The 18566-nt window shown below is 57.4% G+C and carries 20 protein-coding genes; 17 read left to right on the forward strand and 3 right to left on the reverse strand.

Annotation, left to right across the window (positions count from 1 at the left end; all coding sequences use genetic code 11):
- Nucleotides 1–55 precede the first annotated feature (55 nt).
- From rho to ACQQCD_RS01815, 5 genes are all read left to right on the forward strand, one after another.
- Nucleotides 56–2218, forward strand: a complete 2163-nt coding sequence (gene rho, locus ACQQCD_RS01795; protein WP_430266674.1) for a transcription termination factor Rho — start codon at nucleotides 56–58, stop codon at nucleotides 2216–2218.
- An 85-nt stretch (nucleotides 2219–2303) separates the two neighbouring features.
- The gene (prfA, locus tag ACQQCD_RS01800) at nucleotides 2304–3377 is read left to right on the forward strand and encodes a peptide chain release factor 1 (RefSeq protein WP_430266675.1); all 1074 of its coding nucleotides are present in this window, start codon (nucleotides 2304–2306) and stop codon (nucleotides 3375–3377) included.
- Nucleotides 3378–3379: 2 nt separating this feature from the next.
- Nucleotides 3380–4237 carry a peptide chain release factor N(5)-glutamine methyltransferase gene (gene prmC, locus ACQQCD_RS01805; RefSeq protein ID WP_430266676.1) on the forward strand — a complete coding sequence of 286 codons (858 nt, stop codon included), beginning with the start codon at nucleotides 3380–3382 and terminating at the stop codon, nucleotides 4235–4237.
- A 70-nt stretch (nucleotides 4238–4307) separates the two neighbouring features.
- Nucleotides 4308–5033: an L-threonylcarbamoyladenylate synthase gene (locus ACQQCD_RS01810; RefSeq protein WP_430266677.1), complete on the forward strand. Its 726-nt coding sequence runs from the start codon at nucleotides 4308–4310 to the stop codon at nucleotides 5031–5033.
- The gene (locus tag ACQQCD_RS01815; RefSeq protein WP_430266678.1) at nucleotides 5030–5821 is read left to right on the forward strand and encodes a WecB/TagA/CpsF family glycosyltransferase; all 792 of its coding nucleotides are present in this window, start codon (nucleotides 5030–5032) and stop codon (nucleotides 5819–5821) included. Before ACQQCD_RS01810 ends, ACQQCD_RS01815 begins: the two co-directional genes overlap by 4 nt.
- A 74-nt stretch (nucleotides 5822–5895) precedes the next feature.
- On the opposite strand, the gene ACQQCD_RS01820 is transcribed toward ACQQCD_RS01815, so the two are convergent.
- A complete protein-coding gene (locus ACQQCD_RS01820) occupies nucleotides 5896–6792 on the reverse strand; it encodes a glycosyltransferase (RefSeq protein ID WP_430266679.1) in 897 nt (298 codons plus the stop codon).
- A gap of 298 nt (nucleotides 6793–7090) precedes the next feature.
- On the opposite strand from ACQQCD_RS01820, the gene ACQQCD_RS01825 reads away from it, so the two are divergent.
- From ACQQCD_RS01825 to ACQQCD_RS01880, 12 genes are all read left to right on the forward strand, one after another.
- Nucleotides 7091–8221 (forward strand): MraY family glycosyltransferase, encoded by a 1131-nt coding sequence (locus ACQQCD_RS01825; RefSeq protein WP_430266680.1) that lies wholly within the window; start codon nucleotides 7091–7093, stop codon nucleotides 8219–8221.
- A gap of 158 nt (nucleotides 8222–8379) precedes the next feature.
- Nucleotides 8380–8874: a hypothetical protein gene (locus tag ACQQCD_RS01830; RefSeq protein ID WP_430266681.1), complete on the forward strand. Its 495-nt coding sequence runs from the start codon at nucleotides 8380–8382 to the stop codon at nucleotides 8872–8874.
- Entirely contained in the window at nucleotides 8864–9178 is a 315-nt protein-coding gene (locus tag ACQQCD_RS01835; protein ID WP_430266682.1) for a hypothetical protein, read from the forward strand. Before ACQQCD_RS01830 ends, ACQQCD_RS01835 begins: the two co-directional genes overlap by 11 nt.
- A gap of 81 nt (nucleotides 9179–9259) precedes the next feature.
- Complete coding sequence (gene atpB / locus ACQQCD_RS01840; RefSeq protein WP_430266683.1) at nucleotides 9260–10060, forward strand: F0F1 ATP synthase subunit A; 801 nt, start codon at nucleotides 9260–9262, stop codon at nucleotides 10058–10060.
- A gap of 81 nt (nucleotides 10061–10141) precedes the next feature.
- Nucleotides 10142–10360, forward strand: a complete 219-nt coding sequence (gene atpE, locus ACQQCD_RS01845; RefSeq protein ID WP_430266732.1) for an ATP synthase F0 subunit C — start codon at nucleotides 10142–10144, stop codon at nucleotides 10358–10360.
- Nucleotides 10361–10413: 53 nt separating this feature from the next.
- Nucleotides 10414–10971, forward strand: a complete 558-nt coding sequence (locus ACQQCD_RS01850) for a F0F1 ATP synthase subunit B (RefSeq protein WP_430266684.1) — start codon at nucleotides 10414–10416, stop codon at nucleotides 10969–10971.
- Nucleotides 10971–11798: a F0F1 ATP synthase subunit delta gene (locus tag ACQQCD_RS01855; protein ID WP_430266685.1), complete on the forward strand. Its 828-nt coding sequence runs from the start codon at nucleotides 10971–10973 to the stop codon at nucleotides 11796–11798. Before ACQQCD_RS01850 ends, ACQQCD_RS01855 begins: the two co-directional genes overlap by 1 nt.
- Nucleotides 11799–11880: 82 nt before the next feature.
- The gene (gene atpA / locus ACQQCD_RS01860) at nucleotides 11881–13518 is read left to right on the forward strand and encodes a F0F1 ATP synthase subunit alpha (protein WP_430266733.1); all 1638 of its coding nucleotides are present in this window, start codon (nucleotides 11881–11883) and stop codon (nucleotides 13516–13518) included.
- Nucleotides 13519–13590: 72 nt separating this feature from the next.
- Nucleotides 13591–14481: a F0F1 ATP synthase subunit gamma gene (locus tag ACQQCD_RS01865; RefSeq protein WP_430266686.1), complete on the forward strand. Its 891-nt coding sequence runs from the start codon at nucleotides 13591–13593 to the stop codon at nucleotides 14479–14481.
- 80 nt (nucleotides 14482–14561) lie between these two features.
- A complete protein-coding gene (gene atpD, locus ACQQCD_RS01870; RefSeq protein ID WP_430266687.1) occupies nucleotides 14562–16016 on the forward strand; it encodes a F0F1 ATP synthase subunit beta in 1455 nt (484 codons plus the stop codon).
- Nucleotide 16017: 1 nt separating this feature from the next.
- Nucleotides 16018–16302, forward strand: a complete 285-nt coding sequence (locus tag ACQQCD_RS01875) for a F0F1 ATP synthase subunit epsilon (protein ID WP_430266688.1) — start codon at nucleotides 16018–16020, stop codon at nucleotides 16300–16302.
- A 10-nt stretch (nucleotides 16303–16312) separates the two neighbouring features.
- Nucleotides 16313–16744 carry a DUF2550 domain-containing protein gene (locus ACQQCD_RS01880; protein ID WP_430266689.1) on the forward strand — a complete coding sequence of 144 codons (432 nt, stop codon included), beginning with the start codon at nucleotides 16313–16315 and terminating at the stop codon, nucleotides 16742–16744.
- A gap of 116 nt (nucleotides 16745–16860) precedes the next feature.
- Here ACQQCD_RS01880 and ACQQCD_RS01885 read toward each other — a convergent pair whose 3' ends face one another.
- Nucleotides 16861–17064 (reverse strand): cold-shock protein, encoded by a 204-nt coding sequence (locus ACQQCD_RS01885; protein ID WP_430266690.1) that lies wholly within the window; start codon nucleotides 17062–17064, stop codon nucleotides 16861–16863.
- A gap of 244 nt (nucleotides 17065–17308) precedes the next feature.
- A complete protein-coding gene (locus ACQQCD_RS01890; RefSeq protein ID WP_430266691.1) occupies nucleotides 17309–18553 on the reverse strand; it encodes an N-acetylglucosamine-6-phosphate deacetylase in 1245 nt (414 codons plus the stop codon).
- Nucleotides 18554–18566: the final 13 nt, after the last annotated feature.

Below are 18566 nucleotides of genomic sequence, written 5' to 3' on the forward strand. Positions count from 1 at the left end.
ATTATCATCGCGTTCGGCTCAAGTTCCGAACGCCGTCGAGGGGGAAGGATCCTTCGTGACCGAAACCACTGACCTGGCAACAGGTGTGGACCATTCAACTTCTGCTGCCGCCGAGGCAGCACCAGCCAAGAGCAGTGGATTGGCCGGGCTTAAGCTCGCCCAACTTCAAGTTCTGGCTAGCCAGCTAGGAATCTCCGGCGGTTCGCGGATGCGCAAGGGAGACCTTGTTAGCGCAATTTCCGCACACCAACGTGGATCTTCAGTAGCTGATCGTGCGCCGAAGGCAGCAGCAACTGAGCAGAAAAATGCGCCGCAGGTCACCGATAAGTCCGCCCCTGTGGCGAGCGAGTCGGCAGCAGCAACCACCGGCAATAACGCTGGTGAGTCGAGCGAGCAAGCCCCGGCAGAAACCACGCGTGGACGCGGTCGGGGACGTTCACGGCGCGCGGTGAGTGACGGCGTCGTAACATCTGCTGGCGAACGTACTGCGGAGGTTAGCAACGCTGCACCGGCGACTGAAAGCGCGCCTACTGAAGAGAGCGCGAGCCGCCCCTCTGAGGCCGCAGCTGAGCCGGCAAACGATCGTCGTCAGCCTCGCACACGGAACCGTCGCCGTTCGGAAAACCCGGCCAGCAACGAGGGTGCAACCGCTGAAGAATCAGCGCCAGCCGCACCTGCAGCGTCGGAAGAAAACAACGGCCAGAACGACGGCGGCCAAAACCGTCAGCGTAACGACCGCCAGCAGGATTCTCGCCGGGAAAACCAGCGGGAAAACTCCCGTGGCGACCGCCAGCAGGACAACCGCCGGGAAAACTCCCGTGGCGAACGTCAGCAGGACAACCGTCAGCAGGATAACCGCGTAGAGGTCGACGACGACGGTGGCAACCGCCGTAACCGTCGCAATCGCCGCGATCGTAACGAGAACAACTCGCGTAACGACCGTAACGACCGTAATGATCGCAACGATCGTTTCCGCGATCGCAACGAACGCCGTCGTGGACGCAACCAGGGCCCTGACGTTGATGACGTTGAGGTCACTGACGACGACGTCCTGTTGCCCGTTGCCGGTATCTTGGACGTTCTTGAGAACTACGCATTTATCCGTACCTCGGGTTACTTGCCCGGTGCCAACGACGTCTACGTCTCCCTGGCCCAGGTCAAGAAGTACAACTTGCGCAAGGGTGACGCCGTTGTAGGTGCCATTCGTGCACCGCGTGAAGGCGAGAGCCAGAACAACAACAGCAATCAGTCAGCTCGCCAGAAGTTCAATGCTTTGGTCCGGGTCACCTCGGTCAACGGCAAAACGCCTGAAGAGCTCAAGGATCGTGTTGAGTTCGCCAAGTTGGTGCCGTTGTACCCGTCCGAGCGTTTGCGCCTTGAGACTGATCCCAAAAAGATCGGTCCTCGCGTTATCGACCTCGTGGCACCCATTGGTAAGGGCCAGCGTGGTTTGATCGTTTCTCCGCCTAAGGCTGGTAAAACTCTCATCCTGCAGTCCATCGCCAACGCCATCACCACCAACAATCCTGAGGTTCACCTCATGATGGTGCTAGTGGACGAACGTCCTGAAGAAGTCACGGACATGCAGCGCACGGTCAAGGGTGAGGTTATTGCCTCCACCTTCGACCGTCCCGCAGATGACCACACCACCGTTGCTGAGCTCTCTATCGAACGTGCCAAGCGTCTGGTGGAAATGGGTATGGACGTTGTGGTCTTGTTGGACTCCATGACCCGTTTGGGCCGTGCCTACAACCTGGCAGCTCCTGCCTCGGGCCGTATCCTCTCCGGTGGTGTGGACTCCGCAGCTCTGTACCCGCCCAAGCGTTTCTTCGGTGCTGCCCGCAACATCGAAAACGGTGGCTCGCTCACCATCTTGGCGACGGCTCTGGTTGAGACCGGTTCCAAGATGGACGAGGTGATCTTTGAGGAGTTCAAGGGCACCGGCAACATGGAACTGCGTTTGTCCCGCCAGTTGGCTGACAAGCGAATCTTCCCGGCTGTTGACGTCAACGCTTCGGGTACCCGCCGCGAAGAAAACTTGCTCTCTCCTGAAGAGGTCAAGATCATGTGGAAGCTGCGCCGCGTCCTCTCGGGCTTGGAGACTCAACAGAGCTTGGAGCTCTTGACCTCCAAGATCCGTGAGACTCAGAGCAACGTTGAGTTCTTGATGCAGGTTCAGCAGACAACTCTCGGCGCCAAGGGCGACGACAAAAAGTAGCTACCTCTGGGACGGGTTTGCCATCAACATGGCGAACCCGTCCCTTTGTGTTCACTACACTTGAATGGTCGAAAGAGGTTAGAAAATGTTTGAGTCCGTACAGGGACTGCTGGACGAGCACTCCGAACTGCAAGCCCAATTGAGTGACCCTGCCGTTTACGCGCAGCCCGCGGTGGCTCGTAAGCTGGGCCGCCGTTCCGCTGAGCTCAACGGCATCGTTGAGGCCTACCACCGGTGGGAAGGGCTCAAAAACGACCTCGAGGCCGCTCAAGAGATGGCTGAGGAAGACCCAGAGTTCGCAGCCGAAGTTCCAGTGCTGGCCGCTGAACTTGAAGCGACGCAAGCCCGTTTGCGTCGATTGCTGATTCCCCGTGACCCTGACGACGCACGCGACGTCATCATCGAAGTTAAGGGCGGTGAAGGTGGAGACGAAGCTGCACTGTTCGCCGGTGACTTGCTGCGTATGTACACGCGTTATGCCGAGTCACGTGGTTGGAAGACCGAGATGATTTCCGCCACCGAATCAGATCTTGGTGGCTACAAAGACGTCCAGATGGCTATCAAGGGCAACTCGAATGACCCTGCCGAAGGCGTTTACGCGCGGTTGAAGTTTGAAGGTGGCGTTCACCGTGTTCAGCGTGTTCCCGTGACTGAGTCGCAGGGACGCATTCACACTTCAGCGGCAGGTGTGTTGATCCTTCCGGAAGTTGACGAGCCTGAAGAGCTGGATATCAATCCGAACGATCTCAAAATCGACGTTTACCGTTCTTCAGGTCCTGGTGGACAGTCGGTGAACACCACTGACTCTGCCGTACGTATTACTCACTTGCCTACCGGCATTGTGGTGGCCATGCAGAACGAGAAGTCGCAGCTGCAGAACCGCGAAGCTGGTATGCGTGTTCTGCGTGCCCGTATTTTGGCTCACCAACAGGCCATCATCGATGCTGAGAACTCAGCACAGCGTAAGTCTCAGATCCGCACCATGGACCGTTCCGAGCGCATCCGCACTTATAACTACCCGGAAAACCGGATTGCCGATCACCGCACTGGTTACAAGGCGTACAACCTTGACGCAGTGATGAACGGTGATTTGGAACCGGTGATTCAGTCAGCAATTGAAATGGATGAGCAGGCTCGGCTGGACGCAATCGGCGACTAGTGATGGACCTGGATCAAACTCTCGCTGCGGCGGTTAAGGAAGCGGAAGCTACCCTGGCCGCTGCTGGCGTACCCAGCCCCCGCAATGATGCTGAACTGCTGGCTGATCATTTGATGGGCGTTGGCTTGGGGCGCTTACGGGCCCTCATGCTCACCGATACACCTGCTCCCCAGGGGTATGCCGACCTCGTTGCTGAGCGGGCGCACCGCACACCCTTGCAGCACATCACGGGGGTTGCCTACTTCCGTCATTTGGAGCTTTCTGTGGGGCCGGGGGTATTTGTCCCACGCCCGGAGACTGAGTCGGTAGTCCAGCTGGTGATTGACCACGCTCAGGGCCTCCGGCGTCCTGTCATTGTAGATCTGGGTACTGGGTCCGGTGCCATTGCGGCTTCGGTGGCTACAGAGATTCCTGGATCCGAAGTTTATGCCGTGGAACTTAGCCCTTTGGCATTCGCGTGGGCTGAGCGAAATCTCAAGCCTCTTGGTGTCAACCTAGTTCAGGGTGACTTGCGTACAGCTTTTGAGGAGCTGGATGGAGTGGTGGACATTGTGGTGTCTAACCCGCCGTACATTCCCGCTGAAGCTATCCCTCATGAACCGGAGGTGGCCCTCCACGATCCGCAGATCGCACTTTACGGCGGCGGAGCGGACGGTATGGAACTTCCGACGGCGGCTGCCGCGACAGCTGCTCGGCTACTCCAGAACGGGGGCTACTTCGTGATGGAACATGCAGAAGTTCAGTCCGAGTGGATCGCCGAGCACTTGAGGTCGCAGGGCTGCTGGACCGATGTGCAAAGCCATCAAGATCTCAACTCAAGAGAACGCGCCACCTCGGCGATTTTGCGTCGCCCGGCCTAAGTGTTCGCTATCTGCGTGTAATGCAAAATTTCGTGACGTCCCAGCGACTGGTGAATGGAAGAATAGAGCCGTGACCACTTCATATAACTGCACCACAGAAGAACAGCGCACCGAAGGGTTAGCTCATGCTCAGCGTGCCATAGCTGCCCGGCAGTGCATTGTTTTTCCTACTGACACTGTTTACGGAATCGCCGTTGATGCCTTTTCTGCCCAGGCGGTTACCTTGATGCTGGCGGTTAAAGGCCGTGGCCGCACCATGCCACCCCCCGTATTGATTCCTCGGCTTCAGACCATGGATGGCTTGGCCACGGACATCAGTGAGGATGCCCGCAAGCTGGCCGAGAAATTTTGGCCCGGAGCGCTGACGCTGATTCTTCACGCACAGCCGTCGCTGGACTGGGATCTGGGGGACACCAAAGGCACCGTGGCTTTGCGTTTGCCTGACGATGCTTTGGCGCAGGATCTATTGACGGTTACGGGTCCTCTGGCGGTGTCCTCTGCGAACCGCACGGGGCAGCCAGCAGCCCAGACGGCGTCCGAGGCGCGGGAACAACTTGCCGAGTCAGTCGAGGTCTACCTCGAGGGCGGTTACCGTCCGGTTGCTGGGACTGAAGGCTTGGCCTCAACGATTGTCGATTGCACCGGTCTGCGCGCCAAAGTCGTGCGTCAAGGCGGAGTGACGCTCGAGCAGCTTCGCGAAGTGGTGCCATCCGTATTGGGTCTCGGCGAAGAAGCTGCCATGTGGTCACCGGCGCGTGAAGAACCCGCTACCGAAGCTGCGGCTCCCGAGGCGTGAGTGCCCTAGCTCGCGAACGAGTGCCGTTCCTGGGAGTCACGGTGACGCCCTTGCGGGTGGAACAGCTGATCCCTGTGATTGGCGACTTTCTCAATGACGGCCAAGTTCACACCATTGCGGGGCATAATCTTCATAGCGTGACGTTGTGCCACAGTGACGAAGCGTTCTTTGACTTCTATCAGAACAGCGATGTTGTTCTGATGGACGGGGCACCGGTGGTGTACCTCTGGGGTTCGCGCAATGAGCATCAAGGGCGGCGAGTCGAGTACCGTCTAGGCTCAACAGACTGGATCCCGGAGCTTTTTCGGTTGCCCCAGATCCAGCGTGTATTGGTTGTTGGCTCTACCCCAGAGGCAAATCTTTTGGGAGTTGCTCGACTTCAAGAAATCCTGCCAGATGCCACAGTTCAAGGCCTTCATGGTTCCGACTGGGATCAAGGCCTTGAGCGCCAGTTTCTTAATTTGGCGCATGACTTTAAGCCTCAGTTGGTCCTATTGGGCTTGGGGATGCCACTGCAAGAGCATGTATTGCTCCGCAACAAGGAGGCCCTGCCGCCGGCCACCTATTGCACCGTAGGTGGTGCCATTGATCAGCTTGGGGGAGTGCAGCGCTTGGCGCCACGATGGCTTGGCAGGATGGGCTTTGAATGGGCGTGGCGTCTGATGCTGCATCCCAGCCGCGTTGCCAGCCGGGTATTTGTGGAGCCTTGGATCTTGGGATGCATTCTGGCCCGGAAAAAAATTCAGCGGTTCAGAAAGCAGCGAGCACTCAAGAAGTCACGGTCGTAGCCATTTCGCAACTACTAAATGGGGTCCACTACACGCAGCATTCGGCAACCCAGATGGAAACCGTGCCGCTGGAGCTAGAACTCTTGATCCTCTAGCCTGCCAAAACCGCGGCCGCGCAGGCCCAGGCTGAAGGCGCGGAACCACTGAGCTAGTCCCTTGTAGTCGCCGCGCTTGAGGAAATAGCCACCATAACCACCAAGATCTGCCACGAGTGATTTAACCCGGAAATACCGGCGGATCAAGTAGCCGCGATTGCGGTAGTAGAAATAGCGCTTGAACGCTGAGTCCGGGACGATCACGTGCCACCGGGCGCCGAATACATGCTGTGTTTCATTCTGCGCATGGGGATGTTTGATGGATGCCGACGTCACAGTTCCAAAACGGATTCCGGCTTGACGCAGACGTAAAGTGAAATCAACTTCATCGCCTCGGATAAAGAGGCGAATATCCGGGAGCCCCACGATCGAAAACACATCCGCGCGGATTAATGCGCCGTTAAAAAAGTGCCCTTCGTTCTCAAGGAATCCGCGTTTTTCAACTTCTGCCCGCTCATGGGTGACCTTCCCGTCTAGGCGAAAAAAGAAGGACAGCTTCGTCTCGTCCTCGGGAGAAATCACTAAGGGCACCACCGCCTGAAGGTCCCGGGCTGTAGCCTCACGAAGCAATGTGGCGAGGCAATCTGGATCGGCAGGTTCGGCGTCGTCATCCATCAGCCAAATCCATTCAGAGCCCGTGGCGAGTGCCTTCAGAATCGCAAAAGCAAAGCCGCCTGCCCCGCCAAGATTAGCCTCGGAACGTTGGTAGCTGACGTTGCTGTGTGCCTCGGCCACAGCACGTGAAGCGGTAGTTCCAGAGTCCACCAAACAGATGGTCGCCACCGGTGCGCTTTGTTTGTTGATGGCGTCCAGAAGAATGGAAAGCTCATGTGGACGGTCGAAGGTCACGGCGGCGACTGCGACCGATGCTGACATAAATATTTCCTTCCGAAGGGCCGCCCTGAGGCGAAAATGCGGCCCGGGCGCCGTGTGGCGGCGAGCCAAAGACCCGCTGACTTTAGTATCTTGACTAGGGACAACTGTATTACAGCCGCCTTGCACGCTGCCCGGCGACTACGAATGTCATCGAGGCATTCATCCTTCGAGAGTCAGATTCACAACCATTGAGATACGCAAACTTGCTGGGCCGGGACACCAATAGTGCGTTCAAGCGCACCATGGAAACCCCTCGCCGTCGCTCGCATTGCGCAGGCTCTGAACTTGGCGGCCACCTATGATCATGTATTCGTTGATGGTCCTGACCGCTGCCGTGGTGTCTTACTTGGCGACGTGGGTGGCGCGCTTGGCCGGGAATCGTTTTCGACTTTTCGCTCCGATTCGTGTCCGTGATCAGCATTCCAAACCAGTGTCTCGGCTTGGCGGCTTAGGAATATTCCTTGGCTGCTGGGTGGCACTAGTGGTGGCGAGCCAATCCTTTTTTGTGAAAGACATCTTCCGCCACAATGACGCTCCCTGGGGAGTGCTGGCCGGTGCCGGCGTTATTGTCCTCGTGGGTATGGCGGATGATTTATTAGATCTCCGCTGGTGGATCAAACTCATCGGCCAGGCCGCTGGTGCTTGGGTTGTTGCGGTTTGGGGCGTCAAGATGTCCATCATTCCGTTTTTTGGTGGGCCAGTGCAGATTCAGTCTGAAGTACTGAAAATTGTGCTGACTGTCCTTCTGATCGTGACCACCATGAATGCGTTTAACTTCATCGATGGTCTGGACGGGCTTGCGGCAGGAGTTGCCATCATTGGCGGTGTCGCATTCTTTCTCACTGCTTACTGGGTACACCGCAGTGCTGTTCTTCTAGACCGTTCCGATCTGGCCACCTTGCTGACTGCCGTGATCATTGGCAGTTGTTTGGGATTCCTTCCGCACAATTGGTACCCGGCCAAGATCTTTATGGGCGACTCCGGTGCCATGCTGATCGGTTTGCTGATGGCGTCGGCAGGTATTGTGGCGACGGGCCAAATCGGCTCAGGCCTGTATGACCGGGCCAACGGTATCCCCACCATCATCCCGATCTTGTTGCCATTTACTGTTCTTTTTGTTCCGTTCTTGGACCTGCTCTCGGCAGTGGTCCGGCGGACAGCGCGCGGCCAGTCGCCTTGGTCAGCCGATCGCGGCCATTTACATCACAAGCTTTTGGACCTAGGGCACTCGCACCGTACTGCCGTTGTGATGATGTATGGCTGGACAGCAATCTTGGCATTCGGCGGCGCAGCTTTTGCGGTGTTCCCGTGGCAGATTGTTCTTGTCGCCAACATTCTCCTAGTGCTGGTGTTGGGCCTTGTTACTGCCTGGCCGTATCTCTCCCGTCATGCGGGGGAGAGCGAGGACGAAACTCTCAGCGGCTCCTAGCCGGTCAGCGGCATAGTTCTATCTCGTGTAGAATTCACTAGTGGCGTGAAGAGCGCCACTCACCGCACCCAGCCCCTCCTTGTCACCGCCCAGACCGTCGTCTGACAGTCTTTAGGTGGGATATTTTCAGAGCGGGCGGACCTGAGGATTGGGACTACATGACCTCCAACGCCGCACCAGGACGGGCCTCCGGGCAACCGTCTCTTGTCGCGTCTGGTCCCACTTCCTCACTCTGGCTAAAGTTGCTTCGGCTTAGCTCGCTTGTCACGGCTGCGGCAATCTTGACGACGGCGGCCCTCGCCCTTTTCATCGGCCCAAGCTCCACTGCTGGTAACCGAGTCCTCTCCGTGGGGTTCTCGGGGCTACTAGTAATGGTGTTCTTCGGAATTTCCTTGCTGATTGGTCACTTTGTGGGCCGCAATAATCCCTCTGGTGCCATGGGAACGTTTGTTGCCGTGTACTTCATCAAAGTTGTGTTCTTCGCCGTGGCGCTGTGGCTCGTGGGCTCACCCGTCTGGATTGAGTCCGCCTGGTTCATTGCTGGCGCCGTGGTAGCAGTTGTTGTTTGGCAAGTTGCTGAAATCTTTGGCTTTAGCCGAGCGCGACTGCAGATCTATGCTGACCCGGTGGAGGAGACGCAGAATGGCCACTAATAATGCAGACTCAGAGTCGGCCGAGATCAATGGTTCAGGCGACGGTGGATACAACGCTGGAATTGCGGTGTTTAGTTACATCACCGGCGGAATCCTCGTCTGGAGTTTGGTAGGCTGGGGTCTGGATCATCTGTCTGGAACTCGCTGGATGGTGCTCGCAGGCGCTCTGCTTGGAGCACTCGGAGGTTTCTACCTTTCTCACATGCACGGCTTGACCCGTGCCGGTGGGGCGGTCGCAGGAATCAAACCAGCCAAAACACCGTCACATGACGGCGCTGAGGATGGACACGGAAATGCCAAATAATTTCACACGGGGGGACACGGCGCATCTCGTCGAGTACTCCCTACCAACGCCCAATGATGGACACTGCAGAGAGGAAACGCGTTGATCGCGCTTGCGCTCCCGGCCCAGGATTCAGGGGACTTCACACCTCCCGGAATTGAAGAAATGCACCTTCCGGCAATCTTGCCGTGGGGCGCCGCAGACGGATTCTCCAAGCAGATGCTGCTGGTAATTCTCTCGGTCGTAATTATCGCCACGTTCTTCCTGCTCGCAGCACGGAAGGGCCAGCTTGTCCCCGGCAAGCTCCAGTTTGCAGGCGAGGCTGCTTACGGCTTCGTACGCAACGGCATTGCCAAGGACATCATCGGTGGTAAGGACTTCATCAAGTATGTCCCGCTGCTCTTTAGCCTCTTCTTCTTTATCTTGGTCAACAACATTTACGGTGCTATTCCGGTAATCCAGTTGCCCAGCTTCTCCCACGTTGGCGGCGCGTATGTCCTTGCGGCCATCGTGTACGTGACCTGGATTGGCATTGGTATCAAGAAGAACGGCTTGAAGTACTTCAAGCTGGCCACCGTTCCGTCAGGTGTACCGATGTACATCTTGCCGCTCGTGGTCCCGATTGAAATCATCTCCAACTTTGTTGTTCGCCCCATCACTCACTCCTTGCGTTTGTTCGCAACCATGCTTGCCGGCCACTTGATCGTGATGATCGCCGGCTCAGGTATTGAGTTCTTGGTGATGCAGGAAAACATCTGGCTCAAGGGCACCTCGGTACTGGTTCTGGTTGGTGCCGTAGCTATGTACATGCTCGAAGCACTGATCATGGCTCTGCAGGCCTACGTATTCACCCTGCTGACCGCGATCTACATCGAAGGCGCACTTCACGCCGACAGCCACTAAGGCTAAAAAAGAATTCCCCTCGCGGGGATAAAGCAACCCAAACAACCTGCCGCAAAGAGCGGCATCTTGAAAGGAAAAACAATGGACGGCTCCATCAACGGCTCCCTCAACCTCATCGGCTACGGCCTGTCGGCTATCGGCGGTGGTATCGGTGTGGGTCTCGTGTTCGCTGCCTACATCAACGGTGTTGCACGTCAGCCTGAAGCACAGCGCGTTCTTCAGCCGATCGCATTCCTCGGTCTTGCATTGACCGAAGCATTGGCCATCCTCGGCCTCGTGTTCGCATTCGTTCTCAAGTAAATCCTTAGAACAACAGCGAATATCCAAAACCGAGAGATAAGGACGGGTGAAATATGAATCAGCTGATCATCTCAGCCGCCGCTGAAGGTGAGACTGCGGCCAACCCGCTGGTTCCCAATATTTGGGAAATCTTTGTGGTTCTCGTTGGCTTTGCAGTCCTCATGTTCATCGTGGTCAAGTACGTTGTCCCGATGTTCGAGAAGACTTTTGCCGAGCGTGCCGAAGCAATCGAAGGCGGCATCGCAAAGGCTGAAAAGGCCCAAGCAGAAGCCTCTGCAGCACTCGAAGAGTACAAGCAGCAGCTCACCGACGCCCGCGCCGAAGCCAACCGCATCCGTGAGGAAGCGCGCGCTGAAGGTGCCCAGATCCTCGCAGATCTGAAGGAAAAGGCAGCAGCCGAGTCCGCTCGTATGACCGAGCAGGCCCACACCCAGATCGAAGCAGAGCGCCAGGCAGCAGTTGTCTCGCTCCGTTCCGAGGTGGGCACCCTTGCCACTACGCTGGCCGGCCGAATCGTTGGCGAATCGCTCAATGATGACGAGCGTTCTGCTCGCGTTGTAGATCGTTTCCTCTCCGACTTGGAGAACCAGAGCGCAGGTGCAGCTAAATAATGGCAGGTGTATCGAGCGAATCGCTGGCAGCAGCACAGGCAGCTTTGGAAGCCAAGCTTCCAACAGCATCGCTGCAGTTGGCTAAGGACCTCTTCGGCATCCTGGGGACCGTGGACAGCTCCGCTAGCCTACGTCGCGCCCTGACTGATCCTTCCCGTACGGGAGCGGAAAAGTCTGCTCTTGTCAGGCAGCTGTTCGTTGGAAAAGTTTCCGACGACGCAGCGGACATCACGTCAGGTTTGGCCAGCTCACGTTGGGCAAACACCCGTGATATCGGCGATGCACTCGAAACGCTTGCCGCCACGGTGGCTATTGCCATCGCGGAGAACAAGTCAGCAGCATCCACTGGTGGTTTGAACGGACTGGAAGGGTTAGAGAATGATCTTTTCTCCTTCAACCAAGCAGTCGACTCAAGCCATGAGTTGCAGCGCGCCCTCGTGGAACCGCAGGCATTGGCGCAAGCTAAGTCTGCACTGGCCCTCAAGCTTGTTCCGGGTGCCAGCGAGGAAGCACAGCTCTTGATCAACCAGGCAGTGACCGCCCCCCGGGGTGTCAAGCCCACGCGTTTGGTGCAGCGTTTTGCTGAGCTTGCTGCCAATCGCCAGGAGCGCTGGATTGCCTCCGTTAGTGTCACCCGTCCTCTGACGGATGAGCAGTCGCGGCGGCTTCAAGACGGGCTGAATGCCATGTATGGGCGAGAGCTCAAGGTCAACACCACCGTTGACCCCACACTGATTGGCGGAATTCGAGTCAAGGTTGGGGACGAAGTCGTAGACGCTTCGGTTCTCACCAAGCTTGGCAACCTCCGCCGTCAACTCGCTGGCTAGTCCAGGGAAGCACAACTTAACTCATAGAAAACCGGTCATCGTGAACAGCGATGATCACGAAACAGGAGAGCAGGGACTGCAGATGGCCGAATTGACCATCAACGCCGACGACGTCCGTAATGCGTTGAACGAGTTCGCGGCGTCCTACGAACCCGGTAACGCGGAACGCGTAGAGGTTGGCCGCGTAACCGCCGCCAGTGACGGCATCGCCCGTGTTGAGGGTCTTCCCTCGGTCATGGCGAACGAGCTGCTTCGCTTCGAAGATGGAACTTTGGGCTTGGCCCAGAACCTCGACGTACGCGAAATTGGTGTCATTGTACTCGGTGACTTCACCGGCATTGAAGAGGGCCAGGAAGTGCACCGCACGGGACAGATTCTCTCTGTCCCTGTAGGCGACGCATTCTTGGGCCGCGTAGTTGACCCCTTGGGTCAGCCCATCGATGACCTTGGCGAGATCAAGGCTGAAACCACTCGTGCACTTGAGCTTCAGGCTCCGGGTGTTACCGAGCGTAAATCGGTTCACGAACCGATGCAGACCGGTCTCAAGGCAATTGACGCCATGATTCCGATCGGCCGTGGCCAGCGTCAGCTGATCATTGGTGACCGCCAGACCGGTAAGACCGCTATCGCGGTGGACACCATCATCAACCAGAAGGCTAACTGGGCGTCGGGTGACACCACCAAGCAGGTGCGTTGCATCTACGTGGCAATTGGCCAGAAGGCATCCACGATTGCGGCTGTTCGTCAGACGCTCGAGGATAACGGTGCACTTGAATACACCACCATCGTTGCCTCCCCGGCATCTGACCCGGCTGGCTTCAAGTACTTGGCTCCTTATGCAGGCTCGGCTATTGGCCAGCACTGGATGTACGGTGGCAAGCACGTTCTGATCATCTTCGATGACCTCTCCAAGCAGGCCGAGGCTTACCGTGCAGTGTCGTTGTTGCTGCGCCGTCCGCCGGGACGCGAAGCCTACCCCGGTGACGTCTTCTACTTGCACTCTCGCTTGCTTGAGCGTTGTGCAAAGCTTTCGGACGCACTCGGTGCAGGTTCGATGACCGGGTTGCCGATCATCGAAACCAAGGCAAATGACGTCTCGGCTTACATTCCGACCAACGTTATTTCCATCACTGATGGCCAGATCTTCTTGCAGTCGGACCTCTTCAACGCCAACCAGCGCCCCGCTGTTGACGTTGGTGTCTCGGTGTCTCGCGTGGGTGGTTCTGCTCAGGTGAAGTCCATGAAGAAGGTCTCCGGTACGTTGAAGCTTGACTTGGCTCAGTACCGCGACATGCAGGCCTTCGCAATGTTCGCCTCGGACTTGGATGCGGCATCTCGCCAGCAGCTGACCCGTGGTGCACGTTTGATGGAGCTGCTCAAGCAGGGCCAGTACTCACCGTTCCCGGTCGAAGACCAGGTTGTCTCCATTTGGGCCGGCACCAACGGCTACTTGGATGATGTTCCGGTTGAGGACATTGGACGTTTCGAGGCTGAGTTCTTGGAGCACCTGAAGCACAGCTCGTCGATTCTGACCACTTTGGCTCAGACCAACAAGCTCGAAGATGACACCGTAGAAGCCTTGAAGACCGCAGTTGTGGACTTCAAGAAGGGCTTCTTCGGCGAAGGCGACAACCACCTGGTTGGTGCTGGCCACGAGGCGCACGACGCGCTTTCGGATGGCGACGTTGACCAGGAACAGATCGTCAAGCAGAAGCGCTAGATTCACCCAACGCTCCGGCCAGGGAGCAATCCCTGGCCGGAGCGGGCAGTGAAATCTTAGGAAAGGAAAAGTATGGGAGCCCAGATTCGGGTCTACCGCCAGAAGATTGCCTCGACAACGTCGATGCGCAAGATCTTCAAGGCGATGGAACTGATCGCTACCTCGCGTATTGGTAAGGCGCGTGCCCGTGTGGCAGCATCCCTGCCGTATGCAAACGCTATTACCCGCGCTGTTTCTGCTGTCGCTTCTCAGACCGAAGTTGACCACCCGCTGACGACCGAGCCGGAGCAAATCCGCCGGGCCGCCGTTGTGGTGCTCACCTCCGATCGTGGCCTTGCAGGCTCGTACTCCGCCGGTGTTCTCAAGCAGGCCGATGGCCTCAATGAGTTACTCGCTAGCGAAGGCAAAGAAGTCACCACGTACCTCGTTGGTCGCAAGTCCCAGGCATACTTCGACTTCCGTAACCGCCCGTACAAGCAGGTATGGATTGGTAACACGGATGCTCCGGAGTTCGCTACGGCTCAGGAGATCGGCAAGGTCCTATTGGAAGCCTTCGCTACCGACTTTGAAGACGGTGGCGTGGATGAGATTCACGTGGTTTACACGCGCTTTAAGTCCATGGTGACGCAGGAACCGACAGTCATTCGTCTTTTGCCGCTAGAGGTAGTTGAGCAGGAAGCAGTGCCGGAAACGGAACTGTTGCCGTTGTACGAATTCGAACCGGAGACGGAGCAGGTACTTGATGCTTTGCTGCCGCGCTACATCGAATCTCGTATCTTCGCTGCGATGCTGCAGGCTGCTGCCTCTGAGCTTGCTGCACGTCAGCGGGCCATGAAGTCGGCTGGCGACAATGCGAGCGATCTGATCAAGAAGTACACGCGTCTGCGCAACACGGCCCGTCAGGCCGAAATTACGCAGGAGCTTTCCGAGATCGTGGCCGGTGCCGACGCTTTGGCGTCCTGACCTCACGTTTTCGCTGGCCCTAGGCCTGCACCAATTAGCTAAACCGAACCCCACGCCATCTACTGAGTGAAGTGAGAGAGATGACTGCCACAGCTACCGAACACGTAGCCGCCACGTCCGGCGCCACCGGTCGTATCGCCCGTGTTATTGGCCCGGTTGTCGACGTCGAATTCCCGGCTGACGCAATCCCCGCGATTTACAACGCACTGACCACTGAGATCACACTCAACGGTGAGACCAAGACCATCACCTTTGAGACCTCCCAGCACCTGGGTGACAACCTCATTCGTGCAATCTCCCTGCAGGCCACTGACGGTTTGGTGCGCGGCACCACCGTTGTGGACTCCGGTGCCCCCATCTCCGTGCCTGTTGGCGACGGCGTGAAGGGTCACATCTTCAACGTTTTGGGCAAGCCGCTCGACGTCGAAGAGTCTGAGATCAACGCTTCTGACTACTGGCCCATCCACCGCAAGGCCCCGGCCTTCGCGAGCCTGGAAGGCTCCACCGAGATGCTGGAAACCGGCATCAAGGTGATCGACCTCCTCACCCCGTACATCAAGGGTGGAAAGATCGGTCTCTTCGGTGGTGCTGGTGTTGGTAAAACGGTTCTGATCCAGGAAATGATCACCCGTGTTGCCCGTAACTTCGGCGGTACTTCGGTATTCGCCGGTGTTGGCGAGCGTACCCGTGAAGGTAACGACCTCTGGGTCGAAATGGAAGAGGCAGGCGTTCTCAAGGACACCGCCCTTGTATTCGGCCAGATGGATGAGCCGCCGGGAACGCGTTTGCGTGTAGCTCTTTCGGCTCTGACCATGGCGGAGTACTTCCGCGATGTGCAGAACCAGGACGTGTTGCTCTTCATCGACAACATCTTCCGCTTCACGCAGGCAGGTTCTGAGGTGTCGACCCTTCTGGGCCGTATGCCTTCCGCCGTGGGTTACCAGCCCAACTTGGCTGATGAGATGGGTCTCCTCCAGGAGCGCATCACGTCCACTAAGGGTCACTCAATCACCTCGATGCAGGCCATCTACGTACCTGCCGATGACTACACTGACCCGGCGCCGGCCACCACGTTCGCCCACTTGGACGCAACCACGGAACTGTCCCGTGAAATTGCTTCCCGTGGTCTGTACCCGGCCGTTGATCCGCTGACCTCAACCTCGCGTATCTTGGACCCTCAGTACATCGGTAAGGATCACTACAACACGGCTGTCCGTGTTAAGCAGATCCTGCAGAAGAACAAGGAACTCCAGGACATCATCGCGATCCTTGGTGTGGACGAGCTCTCCGAAGAGGACAAGATCGTTGTGTCTCGCGCACGTCGTATCCAGCAGTTCCTCTCGCAGAACACCTACACGGCTAAGCAGTTCACTGGTGTTGAAGGCTCCACGGTTTCCATCAAGGACACCATTGAGGGCTTCACCGCTATCTGCGACGGCGACGTTGACCACATTGCAGAGCAGGCGTTCTTCAACGTCGGTGGCATGGAAGACGTTGAGCGTCAGTGGGCCAAGATCCAGGAATCGACTAAGTAATATGGCTGAGCTCGAGGTAGAGATTGTCGCGGCTGACCATTTTGTGTGGTCTGGCGCGGCCAAGATGGTCAAGGCCCGCACCAGCGATGGTGAAATCGGTATCCTTCCCGGCCACTCACCGCTGCTCGCAATCCTGGCGGAAGGCGAGCTGGCCATTGTGCCGGTAAGCGGTGAACGCCTTGCTGTCACGGTGGACGGCGGATTCTTCTCCGTTGACAATGACCGAGTTGTGATTGTTGCTGACAACGCCGATCTGGGCGAAGCGGCTACAGCTGGGATTCGATAGCACAACCTTGATGAACGATTCGAGTACTGCGTTCATCGCTCTGGCAGTCATCTTCGGAATGCTGATTGTTCTTCTGTGTCTTTTCGGAGCGCGTCGCTTCTCCTTGCGGCGCGCTCTGGGCACGGTGGATGCCTCCATTCGCCCGGCCGGTGGCCGTTGGCGGATGGGGGTCTGCCGTTATCAGGACACTGAGCTTGAATGGTTCCGATTGTTTTCGCTCAGTCCGCGGCCCAAAATGTCTTTTCAGCGTAGTTCGCTGGAGCTTTTGGGGTGGCGTGAACCAACTGAGGCCGAACAAGGCAGTATTCAACCGGACGTAGTGGTGGTTGAGCTGAACTACCAGGGCGCTGGACTGTTCCTGGCGATGGATTTTGATGCTTACACCGGTCTGTCTTCATGGTTAGAAGCCGGCCCCGTTGTGGGTGTTGGAACATGGCGCTAGAAACGTTTGCATAAGTCAAAATAGTTGTGGCCCCCAAGTTTCCTTGGGGGCCACAACTATTTTTTCGTCTCGGGGACCTCACTGTCCCTCAACGCTGTCCCTGAGGGAAGGCTCCCTTAGAGAGCTGATACGCCGGTAGCCTGCGGGCCCTTGGCGCCTTGGCCGATTTCGAATTCAACCCGCTGGTTCTCTTCAAGAGTCTTGAAGCCGCCGGTCTGAATTTCAGAGTAGTGAACGAAGACATCGCCGTCAGAGTTGTCCGGAGTAATAAAGCCGAAGCCCTTCTCAGCGTTGAACCACTTCACAGTTCCCTGTGCCATTTTGTTTCTCCTCATTGTGGAACGTTCGTTCAGTGCACTTTGCCCTGAACACTAGTTACTTTGCGAGAAGAAACCCTGGACACATTCGTAGAATGCATTCCGGTTGGCGCTTCACGCTCGCAACGCGTCTTGCGAGCATGAATTACACGTACACAAAGACAAAAACTACAATTCCACGGCGACTAGCCGTGGTCAATGGTTCCAACAATCAATTGTCTAAATGTTTAGTGACGCCTAGGTTAACTCACAGCCATCTTCCACCGCGGACTACACCAGCTAGTTGCAGTTGGGCATCGACCACCACAAGATCAGCCCTGTAGCCGGCTTTGAGGCTGCCCACTTCGTGGCTTAAACCTAGGACGGCGGCGGGTACGGCCGTTGCTGACCGTACTGCAATTGGAAGGGGCACTCCGGCCGCAACAGTGCGCTGAATAACTTGCAGTAGCGTTGCTGTTCCACCGGCAATGGAACCTGTGGCATCCAAAGTGGCTACGCCGTCGGTCACAGTCACGGGAGAGGGGCCCAACATATATGCGCCATCGGAAAGTCCGGCGGCTGCCATTGAATCGGTGACCAGCACAACGTTCTCGCCGCCAACCCATTCGAAGACGGATCGTACGGTCCGCGGATCCAGATGGGTGTTGTCGCCAATAAGCTCAACCGCGGCTAGGCCGGAGGCAGCCGCCCGCAGGGATGCTGCCACGGGTCCTGGTGCCCGGTGGTGCATGGGGGGCATTCCGTTGAACAAGTGTGTCACCGTGGGACGGCCACCGGCGGAGGTGGCGCTCAAGGCTACTTTTGCACCGGCGAGCGACTCTTCGGCGCACTGATCGTCGCAATCGGTATGTCCCAAGGATGGAGTGACGCCGTGGGCAGCCAAGAAGTCCACCAGGGCGCCAGCGTCTTCCAGTTCCGGGGCGTAGGTCATGGTCTTGAGCTTGCCCTGTCCGGCCGCAACTAAACGCGCCGCAAGTGAAAGATCAGGGCTCAGAAGAAAGGCAGGGTTCTGTGCACCGCATCGGGCGTGTGAGAGAAACGGGCCTTCAAGGTGGATCCCGTGGATCAGGCCTTCGTTGCTGAGCCGAACGTAGAGCTCAATGCCTTTGATGAGGTCAGCCTCAGCAGCAGTGACCATACTGGCAAGCAGGGTGGTTGTCCCGGCTTTGTGCAGGAAGTCGATGGCTTGGCGGGCGGAATCTTCGTCCCCGCCGGGGAAGTCGCCACCATCGCCACCGTGGCAGTGGATGTCCACAAGACCTGGCATAATGGTTCGCTCAAGGGGGAGAGCCTGACGTTGCAAGGAAGCGTCGTTGGCATCCCAGCCAGGTAGGGAAAATTCTGCTGCCGTTCCGGCATAAACTATTCGGTCCGCTTCCAGAGCTACCAAGCCCTCATCGATCACCTCGCCGTCTGTGACCAATCTGCCCGTGACGATCTTTCGAATCGAAGCGGAACTGGGAACGTCTGTGGAGGATTCAGGGAAAGCCATAAACAGATTCTAT

It is taken from the genome of Pseudarthrobacter sp. J1763, from assembly GCF_050490295.1.
Taxonomy (GTDB): Bacteria; Actinomycetota; Actinomycetes; order Actinomycetales; family Micrococcaceae; genus JBNPEO01.